The 14,590-nt window shown below is 47.6% G+C and carries 12 protein-coding genes and 1 tRNA gene; 8 read left to right on the forward strand and 5 right to left on the reverse strand.

Annotated elements, in window-relative coordinates:
- Positions 1 to 34: 34 nt before the first annotated feature.
- Complete coding sequence (locus M0L20_RS04395) at positions 35 to 1,621, forward strand: S10 family peptidase (RefSeq protein WP_248475882.1); 1,587 nt, start codon at positions 35 to 37, stop codon at positions 1,619 to 1,621.
- 46 nt (positions 1,622 to 1,667) lie between these two features.
- Here the strand turns inward: M0L20_RS04395 and M0L20_RS04400 are convergent, their stop codons facing one another.
- Positions 1,668 to 2,882 (reverse strand): proline dehydrogenase family protein, encoded by a 1,215-nt coding sequence (locus M0L20_RS04400; protein ID WP_248475883.1) that lies wholly within the window; start codon positions 2,880 to 2,882, stop codon positions 1,668 to 1,670.
- 367 nt (positions 2,883 to 3,249) lie between these two features.
- Here M0L20_RS04400 and M0L20_RS04405 point away from each other — a divergent pair, with 367 nt between their 5' ends.
- Positions 3,250 to 4,143 (forward strand): AraC family transcriptional regulator, encoded by an 894-nt coding sequence (locus M0L20_RS04405; RefSeq protein WP_248475884.1) that lies wholly within the window; start codon positions 3,250 to 3,252, stop codon positions 4,141 to 4,143.
- Positions 4,144 to 4,166: 23 nt separating this feature from the next.
- On the opposite strand, the gene M0L20_RS04410 is transcribed toward M0L20_RS04405, so the two are convergent.
- Positions 4,167 to 5,150: an alpha/beta fold hydrolase gene (locus tag M0L20_RS04410; RefSeq protein ID WP_248475885.1), complete on the reverse strand. Its 984-nt coding sequence runs from the start codon at positions 5,148 to 5,150 to the stop codon at positions 4,167 to 4,169.
- Between the two features lie 133 nt (positions 5,151 to 5,283).
- On the opposite strand from M0L20_RS04410, the gene M0L20_RS04415 reads away from it, so the two are divergent.
- Positions 5,284 to 5,466, forward strand: a complete 183-nt coding sequence (locus M0L20_RS04415; protein ID WP_232559649.1) for a hypothetical protein — start codon at positions 5,284 to 5,286, stop codon at positions 5,464 to 5,466.
- Between the two features lie 70 nt (positions 5,467 to 5,536).
- Here M0L20_RS04415 and M0L20_RS04420 read toward each other — a convergent pair whose 3' ends face one another.
- Positions 5,537 to 5,974 (reverse strand): PAS domain-containing protein, encoded by a 438-nt coding sequence (locus M0L20_RS04420; protein WP_248475886.1) that lies wholly within the window; start codon positions 5,972 to 5,974, stop codon positions 5,537 to 5,539.
- 362 nt (positions 5,975 to 6,336) lie between these two features.
- On the opposite strand from M0L20_RS04420, the gene M0L20_RS04425 reads away from it, so the two are divergent.
- Positions 6,337 to 6,413 (forward strand) — tRNA-Asp (locus M0L20_RS04425).
- A 629-nt stretch (positions 6,414 to 7,042) separates the two neighbouring features.
- Entirely contained in the window at positions 7,043 to 8,509 is a 1,467-nt protein-coding gene (locus M0L20_RS04430) for a right-handed parallel beta-helix repeat-containing protein (RefSeq protein ID WP_248475887.1), read from the forward strand.
- Positions 8,510 to 9,041: 532 nt separating this feature from the next.
- Here the strand turns inward: M0L20_RS04430 and M0L20_RS04435 are convergent.
- Both M0L20_RS04435 and M0L20_RS04440 read right to left on the reverse strand, forming a co-directional pair.
- A complete protein-coding gene (locus tag M0L20_RS04435) occupies positions 9,042 to 9,563 on the reverse strand; it encodes a hypothetical protein (RefSeq protein ID WP_232559652.1) in 522 nt (173 codons plus the stop codon).
- Between the two features lie 614 nt (positions 9,564 to 10,177).
- Entirely contained in the window at positions 10,178 to 11,101 is a 924-nt protein-coding gene (locus M0L20_RS04440) for an SMP-30/gluconolactonase/LRE family protein (RefSeq protein WP_248475888.1), read from the reverse strand.
- Positions 11,102 to 11,331: 230 nt separating this feature from the next.
- Between M0L20_RS04440 and M0L20_RS04445 the strand changes: the two genes are divergently transcribed.
- The 3 genes from M0L20_RS04445 to M0L20_RS04455 are packed head-to-tail and all read left to right on the forward strand — an operon-like array spanning position 11,332 to position 14,573.
- A complete protein-coding gene (locus M0L20_RS04445) occupies positions 11,332 to 13,569 on the forward strand; it encodes an ATP-binding protein (protein WP_248475889.1) in 2,238 nt (745 codons plus the stop codon).
- A gap of 3 nt (positions 13,570 to 13,572) precedes the next feature.
- Positions 13,573 to 14,004: a response regulator gene (locus M0L20_RS04450; protein ID WP_232559655.1), complete on the forward strand. Its 432-nt coding sequence runs from the start codon at positions 13,573 to 13,575 to the stop codon at positions 14,002 to 14,004.
- Positions 14,001 to 14,573: a biliverdin-producing heme oxygenase gene (locus tag M0L20_RS04455; protein ID WP_248475890.1), complete on the forward strand. Its 573-nt coding sequence runs from the start codon at positions 14,001 to 14,003 to the stop codon at positions 14,571 to 14,573. The genes M0L20_RS04450 and M0L20_RS04455 overlap by 4 nt, the downstream gene beginning before the upstream one ends.
- Positions 14,574 to 14,590: the final 17 nt, after the last annotated feature.

Genomic DNA, 14,590 nt, shown 5'->3' on the forward strand with positions numbered 1-14,590 from the left:
CTCTTATTAAGCATTACCAAAAAGTACGCTATACATGAAACGGATTGTCTTTTTATTGCTTTTCTGCCTGACAACAGGTTCGTTATCCATTGCGCAAAGTCAACGTGGTCAGGGTCAACGCTCGGCAGCTCCCCCGCCAGCCGATGATCAGGCAGCTCGGGCCACGGCCAGCCCTGCCCCGAAACCATCGCCCGGCGACTTGACGTTGCCAATGGATTCCAGTGTTATAACGACCCATGCCGTAACCATCAAAGGGCAGCGCGTTCCCTACACCGCTACCGTTGGCACACAGCCCGTCTGGGACGAGAATGGCAAGCCGATAGCGGGAGTCTTTTACACGTACTACGAGCGCTCCGATGTGAAAGACCGGACGACTCGCCCGCTGGTCATTTCCTTCAACGGGGGTCCCGGTACAGCCTCAGTCTGGATGCACCTCGCTTACACGGGTCCCAAGCTCCTCAACATTGACAGTGAAGGTTATCCCTTGCAACCTTACACCGTAAAAGACAACCCCAACTCGATTCTGGATGTAGCCGACATCGTGTACATCGACCCGGTCAACACGGGCTATTCTCGGATGGCAAATAAGGATGTGCCCCGCTCCAAGTTCTTTGGCGTGAACGCCGATATTAAATACCTGGCCGAGTGGCTCAATGTGTTTGTCAGCCGCAAAAATCGCTGGCCGTCACCTAAATACCTGATTGGCGAAAGTTACGGTACAACACGGGTGTCGGGATTGGCCCTGGAATTACAAAACGCCAGCTGGATGTACCTCAACGGGGTGATTCTGGTCTCGCCTACGGATCTGGGTATCAACCGGGAAGGACCCGTAGGTGCCGCCAATCTGCTACCCTATTACGCAGCGACAGCCTGGTTCCACAAAGTACTTCCTGCCGACCTGCAACAGAAAGACCTGACGGCTATGCTGCCCGAAGTCGAACAGTTTACGATTAGTGAGTTACTTCCGGCACTGGCTAAAGGTGGTTTTCTGGAAGCCGACAAGAAAAAGCAGATAGCCGCGAAGGTAGCCCGCTATTCGGGTCTATCCGAGAAAGTCATCATGGAACACAATCTGATGATTCCAACGTCTTTCTTCTGGAAAGAATTACTGCGGGACAAAGGAAACACCATTGGCCGGTTGGATTCACGCTACCTGGGCATCGACCGCGAAGATGCGGGTGAGCGTCCCGATTATTCGCCGGAGCTAACATCCTGGCTTCATTCGTTTGCGGCTCCGATCAACTACTACTTCCGGGAGTTTTTGAATTACAAGACGGATCTGAAATACTATATGTTTGGTCCTGTACATCCGTGGGCACGAACGGGTGCGGATACCGACCGGACGGGTGAAAACCTGCGGCAGGCCATGGCGCAAAATCCGTATCTGCATTTATTGGTTCAGTCGGGCTATTACGATGGCGCCTGCGATTACTTTGGTGCTCAGTACAACATGTGGCAGATGGACCCAAGTGGAAAGCTGAAAAGCCGGATGGACTGGAAAGGCTATCGGAGCGGACACATGATGTACCTGCGTCAGGAAGACCTCGTTAAGTCGAACGATGATTTGCGCGATTTTATCAAGAAATCAACACCGAAACCAAATCAACCGGCCAAGTACTAACCCAAATGCACCGGTGATCGATTAGGATCACCGGTGCAACCAGGCATTAAATACCTCTCCTCTTTATTTCCTTCTCAATCAGAAACAGCTCCCGGCTGGTTTGTCCGGCAACGGAGCTGTTTTCTTGTGCCCGTCTCATCAAATACGGAATAACATCTTCAATGGGACCGTACGGCAGGTACTTGCTGACATTGCACCCAGCTTTGGCAAGATTGAACGTAATGTTATCGCTCATGCCATACAACTGCGAAAAATGAACGTGCGGGTGATTGGTTGGTAAGCTGGCTTCCTGAAGCAGTTGAACCGCAAGCTGAGAACTGTATTCATTGTGCGAAGCAACAATTACCGAGATGCTATCCAGATGCTGAATGCTGTAGGCAATCGCTTCGTTAAAGTCCTGATCGCTGGACGACTTATCGGGTTGGATCGGGGATAGTTCATTCTGGGAACCAGCCCGTCTTCGCTCTTTCTCCATGTAAGCCCCCCGTACGATTTTTGCGCCAAACAGAAACCCGTTGGTCAGCGCTAGTTCGTGGCAGTACTTTAAAAACTCCAGCCGGTCGTGTCGATACAGTTGGATGGTATTGTAAACGACCACCTGTTTTTGGTTATATCGCTGCATTACCTTCATTGTTAGTGCATCGATAGTGTTTTGTATCCACGACTCCTCGGCATCAATGAGAATCCCTACTTTTTTTTGAGCCGCCAGTTCGCAAATTTCGACAAGCCGCTGTTCAACGTTGGCCCACTCCTGCTGTTCGGCTCCACTCAATGGCGCAGTATCGATAGTGATTTGATCAACCGCTATTTTGGTCGAACCATTCAGTTTTTCGAGAAGGGCGAACCGGGCCAGCGCCGTTAGTTTTATGCCGATAAACGGTATGTTTTCAAAGCGAGCGCTGTAGTTGATTACGCGGATAAATTCGTTCTTGGCCTTGTCAAAATCCTGCTCACTCTCCTTGCCTTCCGCACCGTAGTCCAGAATCAGGCTGATACCGTACTTTTTAAAATCATTGACAATTGTGGAGGTCTGTTCAAGCGTTTCTCCCCCGACAAACTGCTCAAATATCGTCGAACGAAGCAGTCCGTTAATTGGCAATCGCCACTTGACAGCCAGTATCGTTAAACTGGTCCCAGCCTTGACCAGCCACGACTGATTCATTAATTGAAACAGCCGGTATGTCTTTTTCAGTTGAGCGTCAGACTTGTAAACAAAAGCCTGCTTTGTATCGTCAAAAGATACTTTATCCTTTACGTTCATACTCTTTTTATTCAAATTTATTGATGAAAGTGTAACAGAAAACGTAGCAACAATTTACGATAACACTTGGATAATTATTGCCCAATCGTAAAGGATTGCCCACGGCATTGTGACCACAAACTTAGCAGGAAACGACTAATCGGTTGACCTCGATCCACAGGAAAGAAACAGCCTTTCCATCCGGTTTAGAATTAATACGTTAAAAAATAGTCTTATAGTAGACTACAGATTTTTTTTACGCACTTTTCTTTCCGTATCGATCACGCTATGCGATTTACGGCGTTATATTGCATATTGTATTTATAGGCGAATACAGAATTTTATTTATGCCTTGATAGTGTTTATAACATTATAATTTGTATCAATCATGAAAGTGTTGGAATTTACGCCCCCGGTTCCAAAAGAGGATTCGGTTGTAGTGGATGAAGACATCCTGCCGTATTTTTATAATTACTTCCACCGTCACAGACAGTTACAGATTACCTTGATTCTTCGCGGAGAAGGGACACTTATGGCAGGTAATTATAGCCAGTCGTTTAAACCCGGTGACGTTTATATTCTTGGGGCTAATCAACCCCATATTTTCAAATCCGATTCCTCGCATTTTAACAATCCCGACAAATTAAACGCGCACGCCATTCACATCTATTTCGATCAGGACCGGATTCCCTGCCCGTTCTTTCATTTGCCGGAAATGGAATCCATCAGTAATTTTTTAAGCACAACCCAGAATGGATTCCAGCTACCGAGTCAGTACCAAAACTACGTCAGCAGAATCATAAAGAAACTACCCATAAAGTCGAACCTGGATCGCTTACTGACGATTATCAAGCTTTTCGATTATTTCGCCAAGCAGGTAAGAGGTTGGAAATCACTAGACTCAGGTTTATCGAATACTCTTTTTTCGGAATCAGAGGGCCTGCGAATGACCGAGGTTTTTCAATATACGCTGGAGCATTACGCGGAAAACATTACGTTGAACAAAATCGCGGAGATCGCCCATATCACGCCACATGCCTTTTGTAAATACTTTAAAAAGCATACCCGAAAAACGTACAATACATTTCTGAACGAAATACGGATTAGCGAAGCCTGCAAGAAGATCATCAACAGCAATCACGACGGCATATCGACCATAGCGTACTCGACCGGATTCAACAGTGCAACGAATTTTAATCGTGTTTTTCGAAAAACCACAGGCATGTCACCGCGCGATTATATTCGGGAGTACAAAAACAAAGCCAGCCTTTATACCAACTGATGTACTGCAAACGAGGAAGTCAATCAAGGAATCAGCACCGACGAGTACAGGCCTTTTGCAGCTTTTTTGCCCTCAAGTGCCATTTCTTTTGGCTTTGTCTCCTGCTGTAGTTTACGACTGGTCAGAATATCAAGCAGGATATCGGTCATGTATTCCCGCTTATTAAACACGATATCGTGGCGATTTTCGGGCAGTAAAAACTGCTTCACCTGCGCGTTGACTAGGTGTTGTTGCGCAAAAGAAACGTTCGTCGGATAAACGAGTTCATCCCGCTGACCGTGCAGCATGGTGATGTTTGCTTCAATTTTAGGCCAGTCGGGCAGAATTGCCTCAAGAGCTTGCCGATGGGCTAGTTTTTCGTCGTTAGCCAGCCGAAGTAAAGGCGGAATTCCCCACCGGAGCAAGGGTGTATCGACCCAGTGACTAATCGGATAGGTCCGTTCCAGCCCCGGCCCAAGTGCCGACGAAACAAATACAACGTGATTGACAGCTTCGGGGTTGTTCATAGCCAACCGCGCCGATACCGATCCACCGTACGACGACCCAACGACCATCAGGTAAGGTGCTTTTTTGTAACGATCAATAAGCGGTTGCAGAAATTCAGCCTGCTTCACGATTGACGTTTCGACCCGTCCAAAATCTGAATACCCATAGCCTGGACGATCGACAGCTACCAACTGAGCCCGATTAAGCAGGTTTGTATCCTTAAAAAATTCGTTGAAGAACGAAAGAGAACTAGGAGCTCCGTGTACAAACAACACCACCGGTAAGGCCGAATCGACAGCTAAGGCAGGCGTTTCCATAAAGCGGATGGTTCGTGGTTGCCCGCTACCGTCCTTTACCTGATAACGATGCACAGTAGGCTGTATGCGCTGCCCTTTAAACTCTTCGACCAATTCCTGATCCGTCTGCCGAAAATCGACGAACCAAGCTGTTATTACGGTTCCGGCAGCTAAGATGAAGAGAAGTAAAAGGCTCCAGCGCAATACAAGCAAAAATCGTCTCATAAGTAGTGTCGTGTACGGCTATAACTATAAACCAGCCGCTAAAGGTTTGCAGAAATTACAGAAAGCTTTTTCAGGCAGCGAACAATATGGTAATCTGACCGTTTGGTCTGCATAGGCAAAACCACAAAACGTTATGAAAGAGAAAGCAGATGCACCTGCACAGGTCAGTGAAATTGACCTCGACAGCCCCAATCCAAACAATCCCGCCGACACCGATCTAACGTCATCGGCAACACTGCCCGAAACGCGGGATGCACTTCAAGCCAATGACGCGGAGAAAATGACGCCGGATGAAGCAAACGAAGAAAGTGAATAAGCACCCTTTACTGATCAGCCCTCACCAGTAGCTAATCGCTACCGGTGAGGGCTGATCCTTTTTGTATATCCTATTTTACTTCGCTTTCCACCGCCAGAAAGTGAGTCAACGCTCCCTGACTGTCATAGAGCGGGTCGATCTGCACCCGGCACACATATGAGTCTCCTCCTTTTCGATAATTCAGCAGATCCGCTTTCACAGAATTAGCGCGCTGAAGCGATTCTCTGACACGTATTATCGTTGCGGGATCGGTGTCTGGTCCTTGCAGGATACGGGGCGTTTTCCCGATAACTTCTACGTGCGAATAGCCGGTCATCGTCAAAAAATTATGACTCGTCCACAGGATTGTTTTAGAGAGATCGGTTAGGACGAGCGTAGAACCGGACTCCAATTTTTTGATATACGCGTTTCGTTGTCGACGTGGAATGTTCCAGTCAAATATATCATTGAGCTGACGAAATAGCTCGATTTCTCGACGATTGGCACGTTGCTGAGCCTGTGTTAGCATGAATATTTCAAAACACGCTACTGGAAAAGAACGGTTTCCCTCCTGCCGAGACTGGCTATACACCTTGTTCACAAGCTCTGAATATAATTCCGATGTAAGCATGGGGTTAGAAAGGGAATTTTCTATTAGGAAAGATAGTAGGTGGTACTCCTAAAACCTAAAATGGCAGGTTAATAAATTACGAAATGCTTGTCAGCTAAAAAAAATTTTTAAGGCGAAGGATCTGATAACCAGCACAAACAAGGCCATCACACGAACGAAACACATTTTTTTTCGACTTCCCTCTTGCGCATAACACCAAAAGCCTATACTTTTGTGCCACGATTAAGGAAAACAACAACGGTTGACCGAGAGTCGAAAATGGTTCGGTAGTTCAGTTGGTTAGAATACCTGCCTGTCACGCAGGGGGTCGCGGGTTCGAGCCCCGTCCGGACCGCCAACACAAAGCGCTTATCAACACTGGTAAGCGCTTTTTTTATTGCCCTTCCCAATTGCTGTTCTTATTCTGAAGCACTGCTGCTTACTGTCTACTCTTTTTGTTGACCAATGACTACGGTCTATCCTGCTATTTACATATTTACAGATCAAACAGCGAAAGAGCGATTGATCAGACGTAAATCTTCACTGCCAAGCAATCCGTTTAACGACCAGGACCGTAAAATAGACTCATACTCAATTGCTTTACTTTTCTTTAATCATTTTTTAACTTTGAGTTAGTATGCGGCTTATTCTATTCCTTACTCCCCCCTGACTCTTCTTTAGTCGGACCACCTCACGGCCTCATCCCTAATGCCGATAACACCCCATTTTAACAGGGCGGCTGTCTTTATGAACCGGGCTATAAGCTAGCCAGGTACGACCACAAACATAAACGCTTGACTATCAGTTGACGGCATGTCTTCTATTCGCTAATTAGCCAAACCAGGTGAAGGTTGCCAGGCTAGAGAAAGAATACGTACAGTTTACAACTTAATACAAACTCAACGACGAGAATCGCTTCCTGTAAGTCATTCTCAGAGCGGTTTATTATCGTTGAGCAACCTGAAGAAAAAGCTAAATAGCTTCGTTATGAAAGTAATTATTTTGATTCGTTTGGTTTTTTTTCTGGCTTTAGCTGGTCTGCTGACGCATTGTAAGCCAGAAGACGCTGTGGTGGACCCCGTTGTTCAACGGCAGGACACCTTGACAATCAACCAGGTACGGTCCTGGAACACGTTACCTCTGCCTAGCAGCGTTCGCATTACCGATACGGGTATAGAAGGCGTATTTAAGCTGGTCGTTGGCGATAATACCAGCGCCGACGATATGGGCAGTATCCTCGTAACTGCTAATGGCAGACGTTATAAACGTGATTTTACCGGCCCCGCCAATGCGGCCTGGTTTGGCGTTAACCCTTCGGCGGCTGATATTGGACCGGCGTTGCAAGCCGCTGTAAATGCGGCTAGTGAAGTCGTTATTCCAGATGGAGCCTACACGCAGGGAACATCCGTTGTTCTCAAAAGCGGGCTGACGATTCGCGGAAACGCTGGTAAAGTTACGATTACGCTTCCCAAAACGTACGTGTCGCTTGTTTCGCTGGCGCGGTCCGAAGAAGCTATCACTCCCCTTGAAAACGTAATCATCGACGGCTTATCCTGGGTGACAACGACTCGGGAAGATGGTATGTTCGGATGCATCTACATCGATGGCCCAACGGTCAATAACCTAACGGTACAAAACTGTGCTGGTAACGACGTTGCATCTAAAGACAGTACCAACTGGCTGACGGTGAAAATTCAATCCGGTAAAACAGCCAGCAACATTGTGATTAAGAATAACCATGTGCAGGCACGACGAATGGCCTGTGAGATTTTCAATCACGATAATCACGGTATTTACTCCGGTAAGAACATTATTGTTAGTGGTAACGATTTTCATAACTGCCATTTCGGTATCTCCTTATCTGGACCGCTGGATGGACTCACGGTCGACAATAATCGCCTGACCAACTGTAGTCTGTTCGGCATCGAGATAGCCGGTGCAGCCCGTAATGTCAAGATTACCAACAACACATTCGAAGGGACGTTTGACAAGTTTCTTACCGGCTCCAACGACGGCAATGGGAATGGTAGTGTAGTAGGCGGCATGGTTGTTACGGGAAATTCGACGATTGGTTTGTGTACCGGTGGCGTCCAGATCTTTAATGGCGGAACGATGCAATTCACTAAGAATAATTTCAATATGACGGGAATGCTGGAACTTGCCCACTCCACAAACGGAGGAACCTACACCGAAAACGTCATTGAAAGTCTAGCCAACAAAGCCATCATCTGTGACAACACATCGGACAACACGTTCAGTGGCAACACGATTTCAAACAAAAACTGCCCCGGCAATCACGCTACGTTTATGTCTTATGGCAGCAAGGCAACGAACAATGTGTTGACGAATAATAAACTGACAAAAGGCGTCGGTGGCAGTTATTACGATTCAGTTCTGGGTGGTACTACCGTAGCCTCCAAAAATTATGACGAAGCTGGCAACCCAATTCCATAAAACCAGCTTTTTCGCCAGGTCGATCAGCACCGGAAAGTCCAGTGGTACAGATTACCTTTTCACGCAGGCACACTAATCATATATGTGTTTTTAGGCACAAGCAACGGTTAAGACTCAGTTGACGTACTGGTAGTTGAATAGGTAATATTAACAAGATAAAGAAAACGCCCGGTCGATTGAACCGGGCTGTTTTTTTAATAGGATTTACCAAGCCGTTCGGAACAGATTTACGTATGACTGCTCGTACGTACAAATTGAGTTGGTCGTTTGTCGTTGCTAGGTTAACCATCTTTTAACCCCTCCGTCCGCACGAAGCCTGTACTTTTGTTAAGAAGGTTTTTTGGAAAAGAGGATAAAAAACGCCGGTCTTTCTGGGACCGGCGTTTTTATGTTAACGTCTTTTAACATATGGCTTGGGCCGTTCGCACTACCTTTGCGGCTCATAAGAAATATCTCATAGGTTAAGAAAACAATAAATGCCGGTCTGCTTTGGACCGGCGTTTTTATAAATCGCTGTCAGGCAAACACACGGTTAAGTGGTGGGAGGAACGGCGACACCTCGTTCAATATAGCCGTACGTATCAATGCATAGGCTATCTAAATAACGCAGTAAAGCAACGATATTGACGCGTGCCGGGCTGGCCAGGCCATCAATCCAGCGCTCGGAAGAAACCGCGCCGTCTGCGGTAATAAGAAGTTTGATAGGTCCTGAAATCAGTTCGATCTGCGCTTCGCCCCGAACCAGGCGTACCTCCTCGCGCTGATCCCAGTAAGGAAACCCGGAACGGAAACACTGTCTAGCCTCGAATTCTGTCAAATCTACCAGTGGCCGCAGAATTAAACGAACACATGGCGGAGGAATCGTTCGGACAAACGGCTCGCCCTGAAAAGACACACCTGCCGTTGGGGTCATCGCATTTCCTTCGATTCGGTCGCGGACATACCTAAGAATACCGATTTGCCCATGTTTGGCGTGCCCGACTGACTCAATCAACACCGGCTGGCCAAGATGCTGAATTAACTCGTTCGGGGTCAGTGTTACCTCTGTACTCATTGCTACCTATTCGCCACGTTTCTACGCTTTAGCAGATATCTGCTTTCTTTTCTGTTGCTAGAATTATAAGGTGTTGGATAGTGCTTTTTAGCAAGCAACGCTGTCATTTTTGGGCCATTTACTCACAATACAGCCCTTTTTTCTAACCCTAAATTATTGGATTTATACCTAGAAAAACAAACCTGCTTCCTGTGACGGCGAACGCACGGATTGCTGAGACAATCAGCTATTTATTAAAAAATGGACGGTTGCAATCCAGAAATCAATTATCAACGTATATACTACTAAAGAAGCTTACAGCGAATTGGATCAGGCTACTCCGATGGGGCAGCCTGATTTTTATTGTCTCCTATCGACAAGGTTTTACACACCCTCTCGCTCCTATCAACTAAGCAATAGCCGTTAACTGTCAACGCCTTACGCTCAACAAGCCTATTATCTGGCCGAATGTTCGGTTCTGTGCGTGCAGATAGTATAGAAAGTAAACATCCCGTCGCAGTAGGACGCTACGGTCGTCTTTGCCGAAGTAAATGGATCAACGAGCGTTATCGAAAAAGGCAGCCAGTCAGACAACTGCCAAGTTACTCATCGGCTCTTCCAACCGTGAGAATTTCTTATTCAATGCCTTTTACTTGCATCGGAAGTGTGTAGACCGATTCAGTAGCGGTAATAAATAAAGTCCGTCGATCTTTTCCCCCGAAACAAAGATTGCCGACCCAGCGTGAAGGAACCGGTATCGTTCCGAGCTTCTTGCCTGCTGCATCGTAAACCGTGACGCCTTTTCCGGACAGATACACGTTTCCCTGACTGTCGAGGGTCATGCCGTCGGAGCCCTGCGCAACAAAAAGCTGCCGGTCCGTCAGGCTCCCATCCGCCTTTATCTGGTACTTGTACGTCTTGTTGGCGCGAATGTCGGCCACGAATAGGTGTTTCCCGTCCGGCGTTCCAACAATGCCATTTGGCTGCATCAGATCACCATCAACCACCACGGCTTCTTTGGCCCCCTTGGGCAGATAATATACCTTCTGCCCGTCGATATCCGGCTTTTTGCGCTCCCAGTAGTCACGCTGGTAGTAAGGGTCGGTAAAGTAAACTCCTCCTTTCGGATCAAGCCATAGATCATTGGGACCGTTCAGGCGCTGGCCTTTGACGTTATCCAGCAAAACAGTTCGTTTTCCGTCGGGACTAATTGACCACAGTTCGTTTTTCTCATCAGCGCAGGATATGATATTGCCTTTTTTATCGATGTACAATCCATTGGAACGCCCGGCCTTATCCATAAAAACAGATAGTTTCCCCTCTGTATCGTACTTCCAGATTTTATCGTTGGGCTGATCGGTAAAATAGATTACGCCCTGTTTATCAACCGCAGGTCCTTCGGTAAACGTAAACTGGTTCGAAACCTGGTGAAGCGCAGCTCCTGGCGCAACTACTTTTATAGAATCTAACCCCTGAGCGGAGCCATGCCGACCGATGACAGTTAGCGCGATTGCGGAAAAAACGACGGATAAAAAACGGACGTTACAAGCGTTCATCATAAAAGACTGACGTTAAATAAAAGGAAGACGTATTTATAGTTAATTCTACTGTTTACGTTAGTGCAGTATCCAACCGTAGTGCGGCATCGATGCAGTTATAGCTACCCTACCAAAACAATAGCATTAACAGTCGGTTTCTGTAAAATAGATTTTATCTGTGTGTAAATTGCAAACCGGCACGTCATCTGCGGTGTCGGTTATCTGTTAATCTGCGAAAGTACTGTCGTTTAATGACTCTATCGAACGTTGACCTGACGAACTGTGACCGGGAACCCATTCATATTCTCGGTTCTATTCAATCCTACGGCTATCTGCTGGCTATTCAGCCTGATACCTATTCGATCGTTCATGCCAGCGATAACATCGCAGAGCTTCTTGGCTCATCGCCGGACCAGTTGATGGGGAAACCGCTTGACCGGGCTCTTGCTGAAACAAATTTACCCGTCAATGCGCTAATCGAGTTTTTAAACGTTGGCCGACGAAACGGATCGTGGGAAGGGCTAAATCCACAGGCGTTCACACTCAATGAAACAAGCTGGAACCTGATCGTCCACCAGCACGAAGGGCTGATTGTTCTGGAATGGGAACCCGCTGGTGACTCCAATATACTGACGAACCAGCAATTGGTCGCCCAGGCGCTAACCGAAGTACAGTCCAGCCGAACACTCGCTGACCTGTTGCACAATACAGCACAGCGCGTCAAAAAAATCATTGGTTACGACCGGGTAATGGTGTATCGCTTTGAATCCGACTGGCATGGGCATGTCGTTGCCGAAGCGAAAGAGGACGATCTGGACCCTTACCTTGGCCTGCACTATCCAGCTTCTGACATACCCCGGCAGGCTCGTGAGTTGTACAAAGTCAATCTAGTACGGATGATTGCCGATACAACCAGTACGCCCTCCCGTATTCTGTCGCAACCCGACTGGCCAGCTGATCAACCGCTCGACCTTACTCATTCTGTGCTCAGAGCCGTATCGCCTGTTCATATTGAGTATCTGAACAATATGGGCGTGCAGGCGTCGATGAGTATTTCGTTGCTTTACCGGGGTGAGTTATGGGGGTTGATTGCCTGCCATAACAATACGCCACGCTTTGTCAACTACCCAGCCCGGCAGGCGGCCAAATTCGTTAGTCAGTTATTATCAACGGCGCTCGAATTTCGGAAGGATGAAGAAGATAAGAGCAATCTACTGCGTTATCGGGAGCATGGTCAGCTCTTACACGAACAGTTACTGCTCGATGACAACATTGTCCAGGCTCTCACAAAGCGGCCTACTACCATCCTGGATCTGACAAAAGCCACCGGTGCCGCGCTTGTGTTCAATAATAACGTTTATCGACTCGGCAACGCCCCCAACGAAGCAAGCATCCGTTCATTAGCCGATTGGGTTAAATTAAGTGATGTCGAAACGTTCCTGGAAACGAATCAGTTGCCGCAACTCTACCCACCCGCCGAAGACTTCCGCGATGTTGGTTCAGGCTTGCTGGGAATTATTCTCTCAAAAGAATTGAATGAGTACGTGTTCTGGTTCAAACCCGAGCGTATTCAGCAGGTGACATGGGCTGGCAATCCGAATAAACCTGTAACCATCGATGAGCGCGGCCAACAGCGTCTGAGCCCACGAAAAAGCTTTGAAGCCTGGACGCAGATCGTCCGGAACACATCGGACATTTGGTCGGAAGCCGAAGTATCGACGGTTGTCAAACTGCGCGAGGATGTTTTGCAGATCATTAACAAGCAGGCAAACGAAATACGCATCCTGAACCAACGGTTGCAGATTGCCTACGACGAGCTGGATGCGTTTAGCTATACCGTCTCGCACGATCTGCGCACACCGTTGTCTTCCATTCGGTGTTATTCGGAAATTCTGCTTGAAGAATACGGCCAGGATCTTAACCCCGATGCACGGGCTCTATTTCAGAAAATTATCGACTCGACCGAGCGGATGCGGTCGCTTATCCGGCATATTCTGTACTATTCCCGCATGAGCCGTACAGAACTGAACACACAGCCGGTTGATATGCGTGAACTCCTGGATGGTATACGGGAAGAAATCATGGTAACCACCAAAGGACGGTCGTTAGCGATCAACATTGGTGATACCCCCCCCGTAATTGCCGATCCGACGATGGCGCTTCAGCTGTTTACAAACCTGCTCAGCAACGCGGCCAAATACACCCGCTTAACGCCCGAAGCAATTATTACAGTAAACGGTAAACAATCTGACGAAGAAGTCATTTACACTGTTGAAGATAACGGGATTGGCTTCGATATGAAACAGGCGGGAAAAATGTTCGACCTGTTTAAACGCCTTGAAAACGCAAAGTCTTTTGAAGGCTCCGGCGTTGGGTTGGCCATTGTAAAACGAATAATAAATCGTCACCAGGGCAAGATCTGGTTCCATAGTGAACCCGACCGAGGTACGGTTTTCTACGTTTCTTTCCCGACAGTACCCACTACTTGAGTTATGATAGACGTTCTATATATTGAAGATGATGCCAATGATGCGGATATTTTCAGCCGCCTGATGGAGAAACTGCGTAGGCCAATTACCTACTCGATTTTCTCCAGCGGTTCCGACGCTATCGATTATCTGGCGGGGCAGGGACAATACACCAAGCAGCTAACTCCCTTACCCAAATTACTCTTGCTGGACCTTAACTTGATGGGTTTGAGTGGCTTTGAAGTCATACAACGGGCGCGCCAGATCGACCGGACGCGCTTTCTGCCGATCGTTGCATTCAGCACATCCGACAACCCTCAGGATATTCAGACAGCGTACGAAGCTGGTATCAATGCCTATGTAGTAAAGCCCGGCACGTACCAAGCTACGGGCGCCCTACTTGGCCACGTATATGATTTCTGGCTCGAAAGCAATACCCGAATTGACAATAAATGACTTCGTTACCCGAACGATTACGCCAGGAAACTCGTCCACTGCACGAGCAAACCGAACAACTTTTTTATACCCAAGCGCTTCAGGACGGCACGCTGTCGGTTTCTGAATATACCCATCTGTTACAAACGCATTTTGTGTTTCATCGGGCGCTGGAATCCGCTATCGATCGTCATCCAGACTTTTTTGCTGAATACGAACCACAAACACGTCAGAAAACGCCGTGGCTAGCCGCAGATCTGACCGATTTGAATATCCTCCTTCCTCAACTGACGACAGACTTCTTTACGACCTGGTCGCCGGTTGCGCTTTTAGGAGCCGCTTATGTTGGTGAGGGATCGATGCTGGGCGGTACTGTAATCTGGAAACTTCTGCATCAGAACCAGGCAATAAAGCCTCTGCTGGATCAGGCGCGTTTTTATCAGGGATACGGACCGGCAACCGGCCGAAACTGGCGCAACTTCGGCGCGTTTCTACTCCACCAAGGCACAGATCATGCCGATGAAGTAATAGCCGCAGCCAAGCAGGCATTTGTTGATTACCAGTCCATTTTTCAACAGACCGGAAGTTAATTGAAGCAGGCCGTTTC

The organism is Spirosoma liriopis (assembly GCF_023196085.1).
In the GTDB taxonomy this organism is placed as follows: Bacteria; Bacteroidota; Bacteroidia; order Cytophagales; family Spirosomataceae; genus Spirosoma; species Spirosoma oryzicola.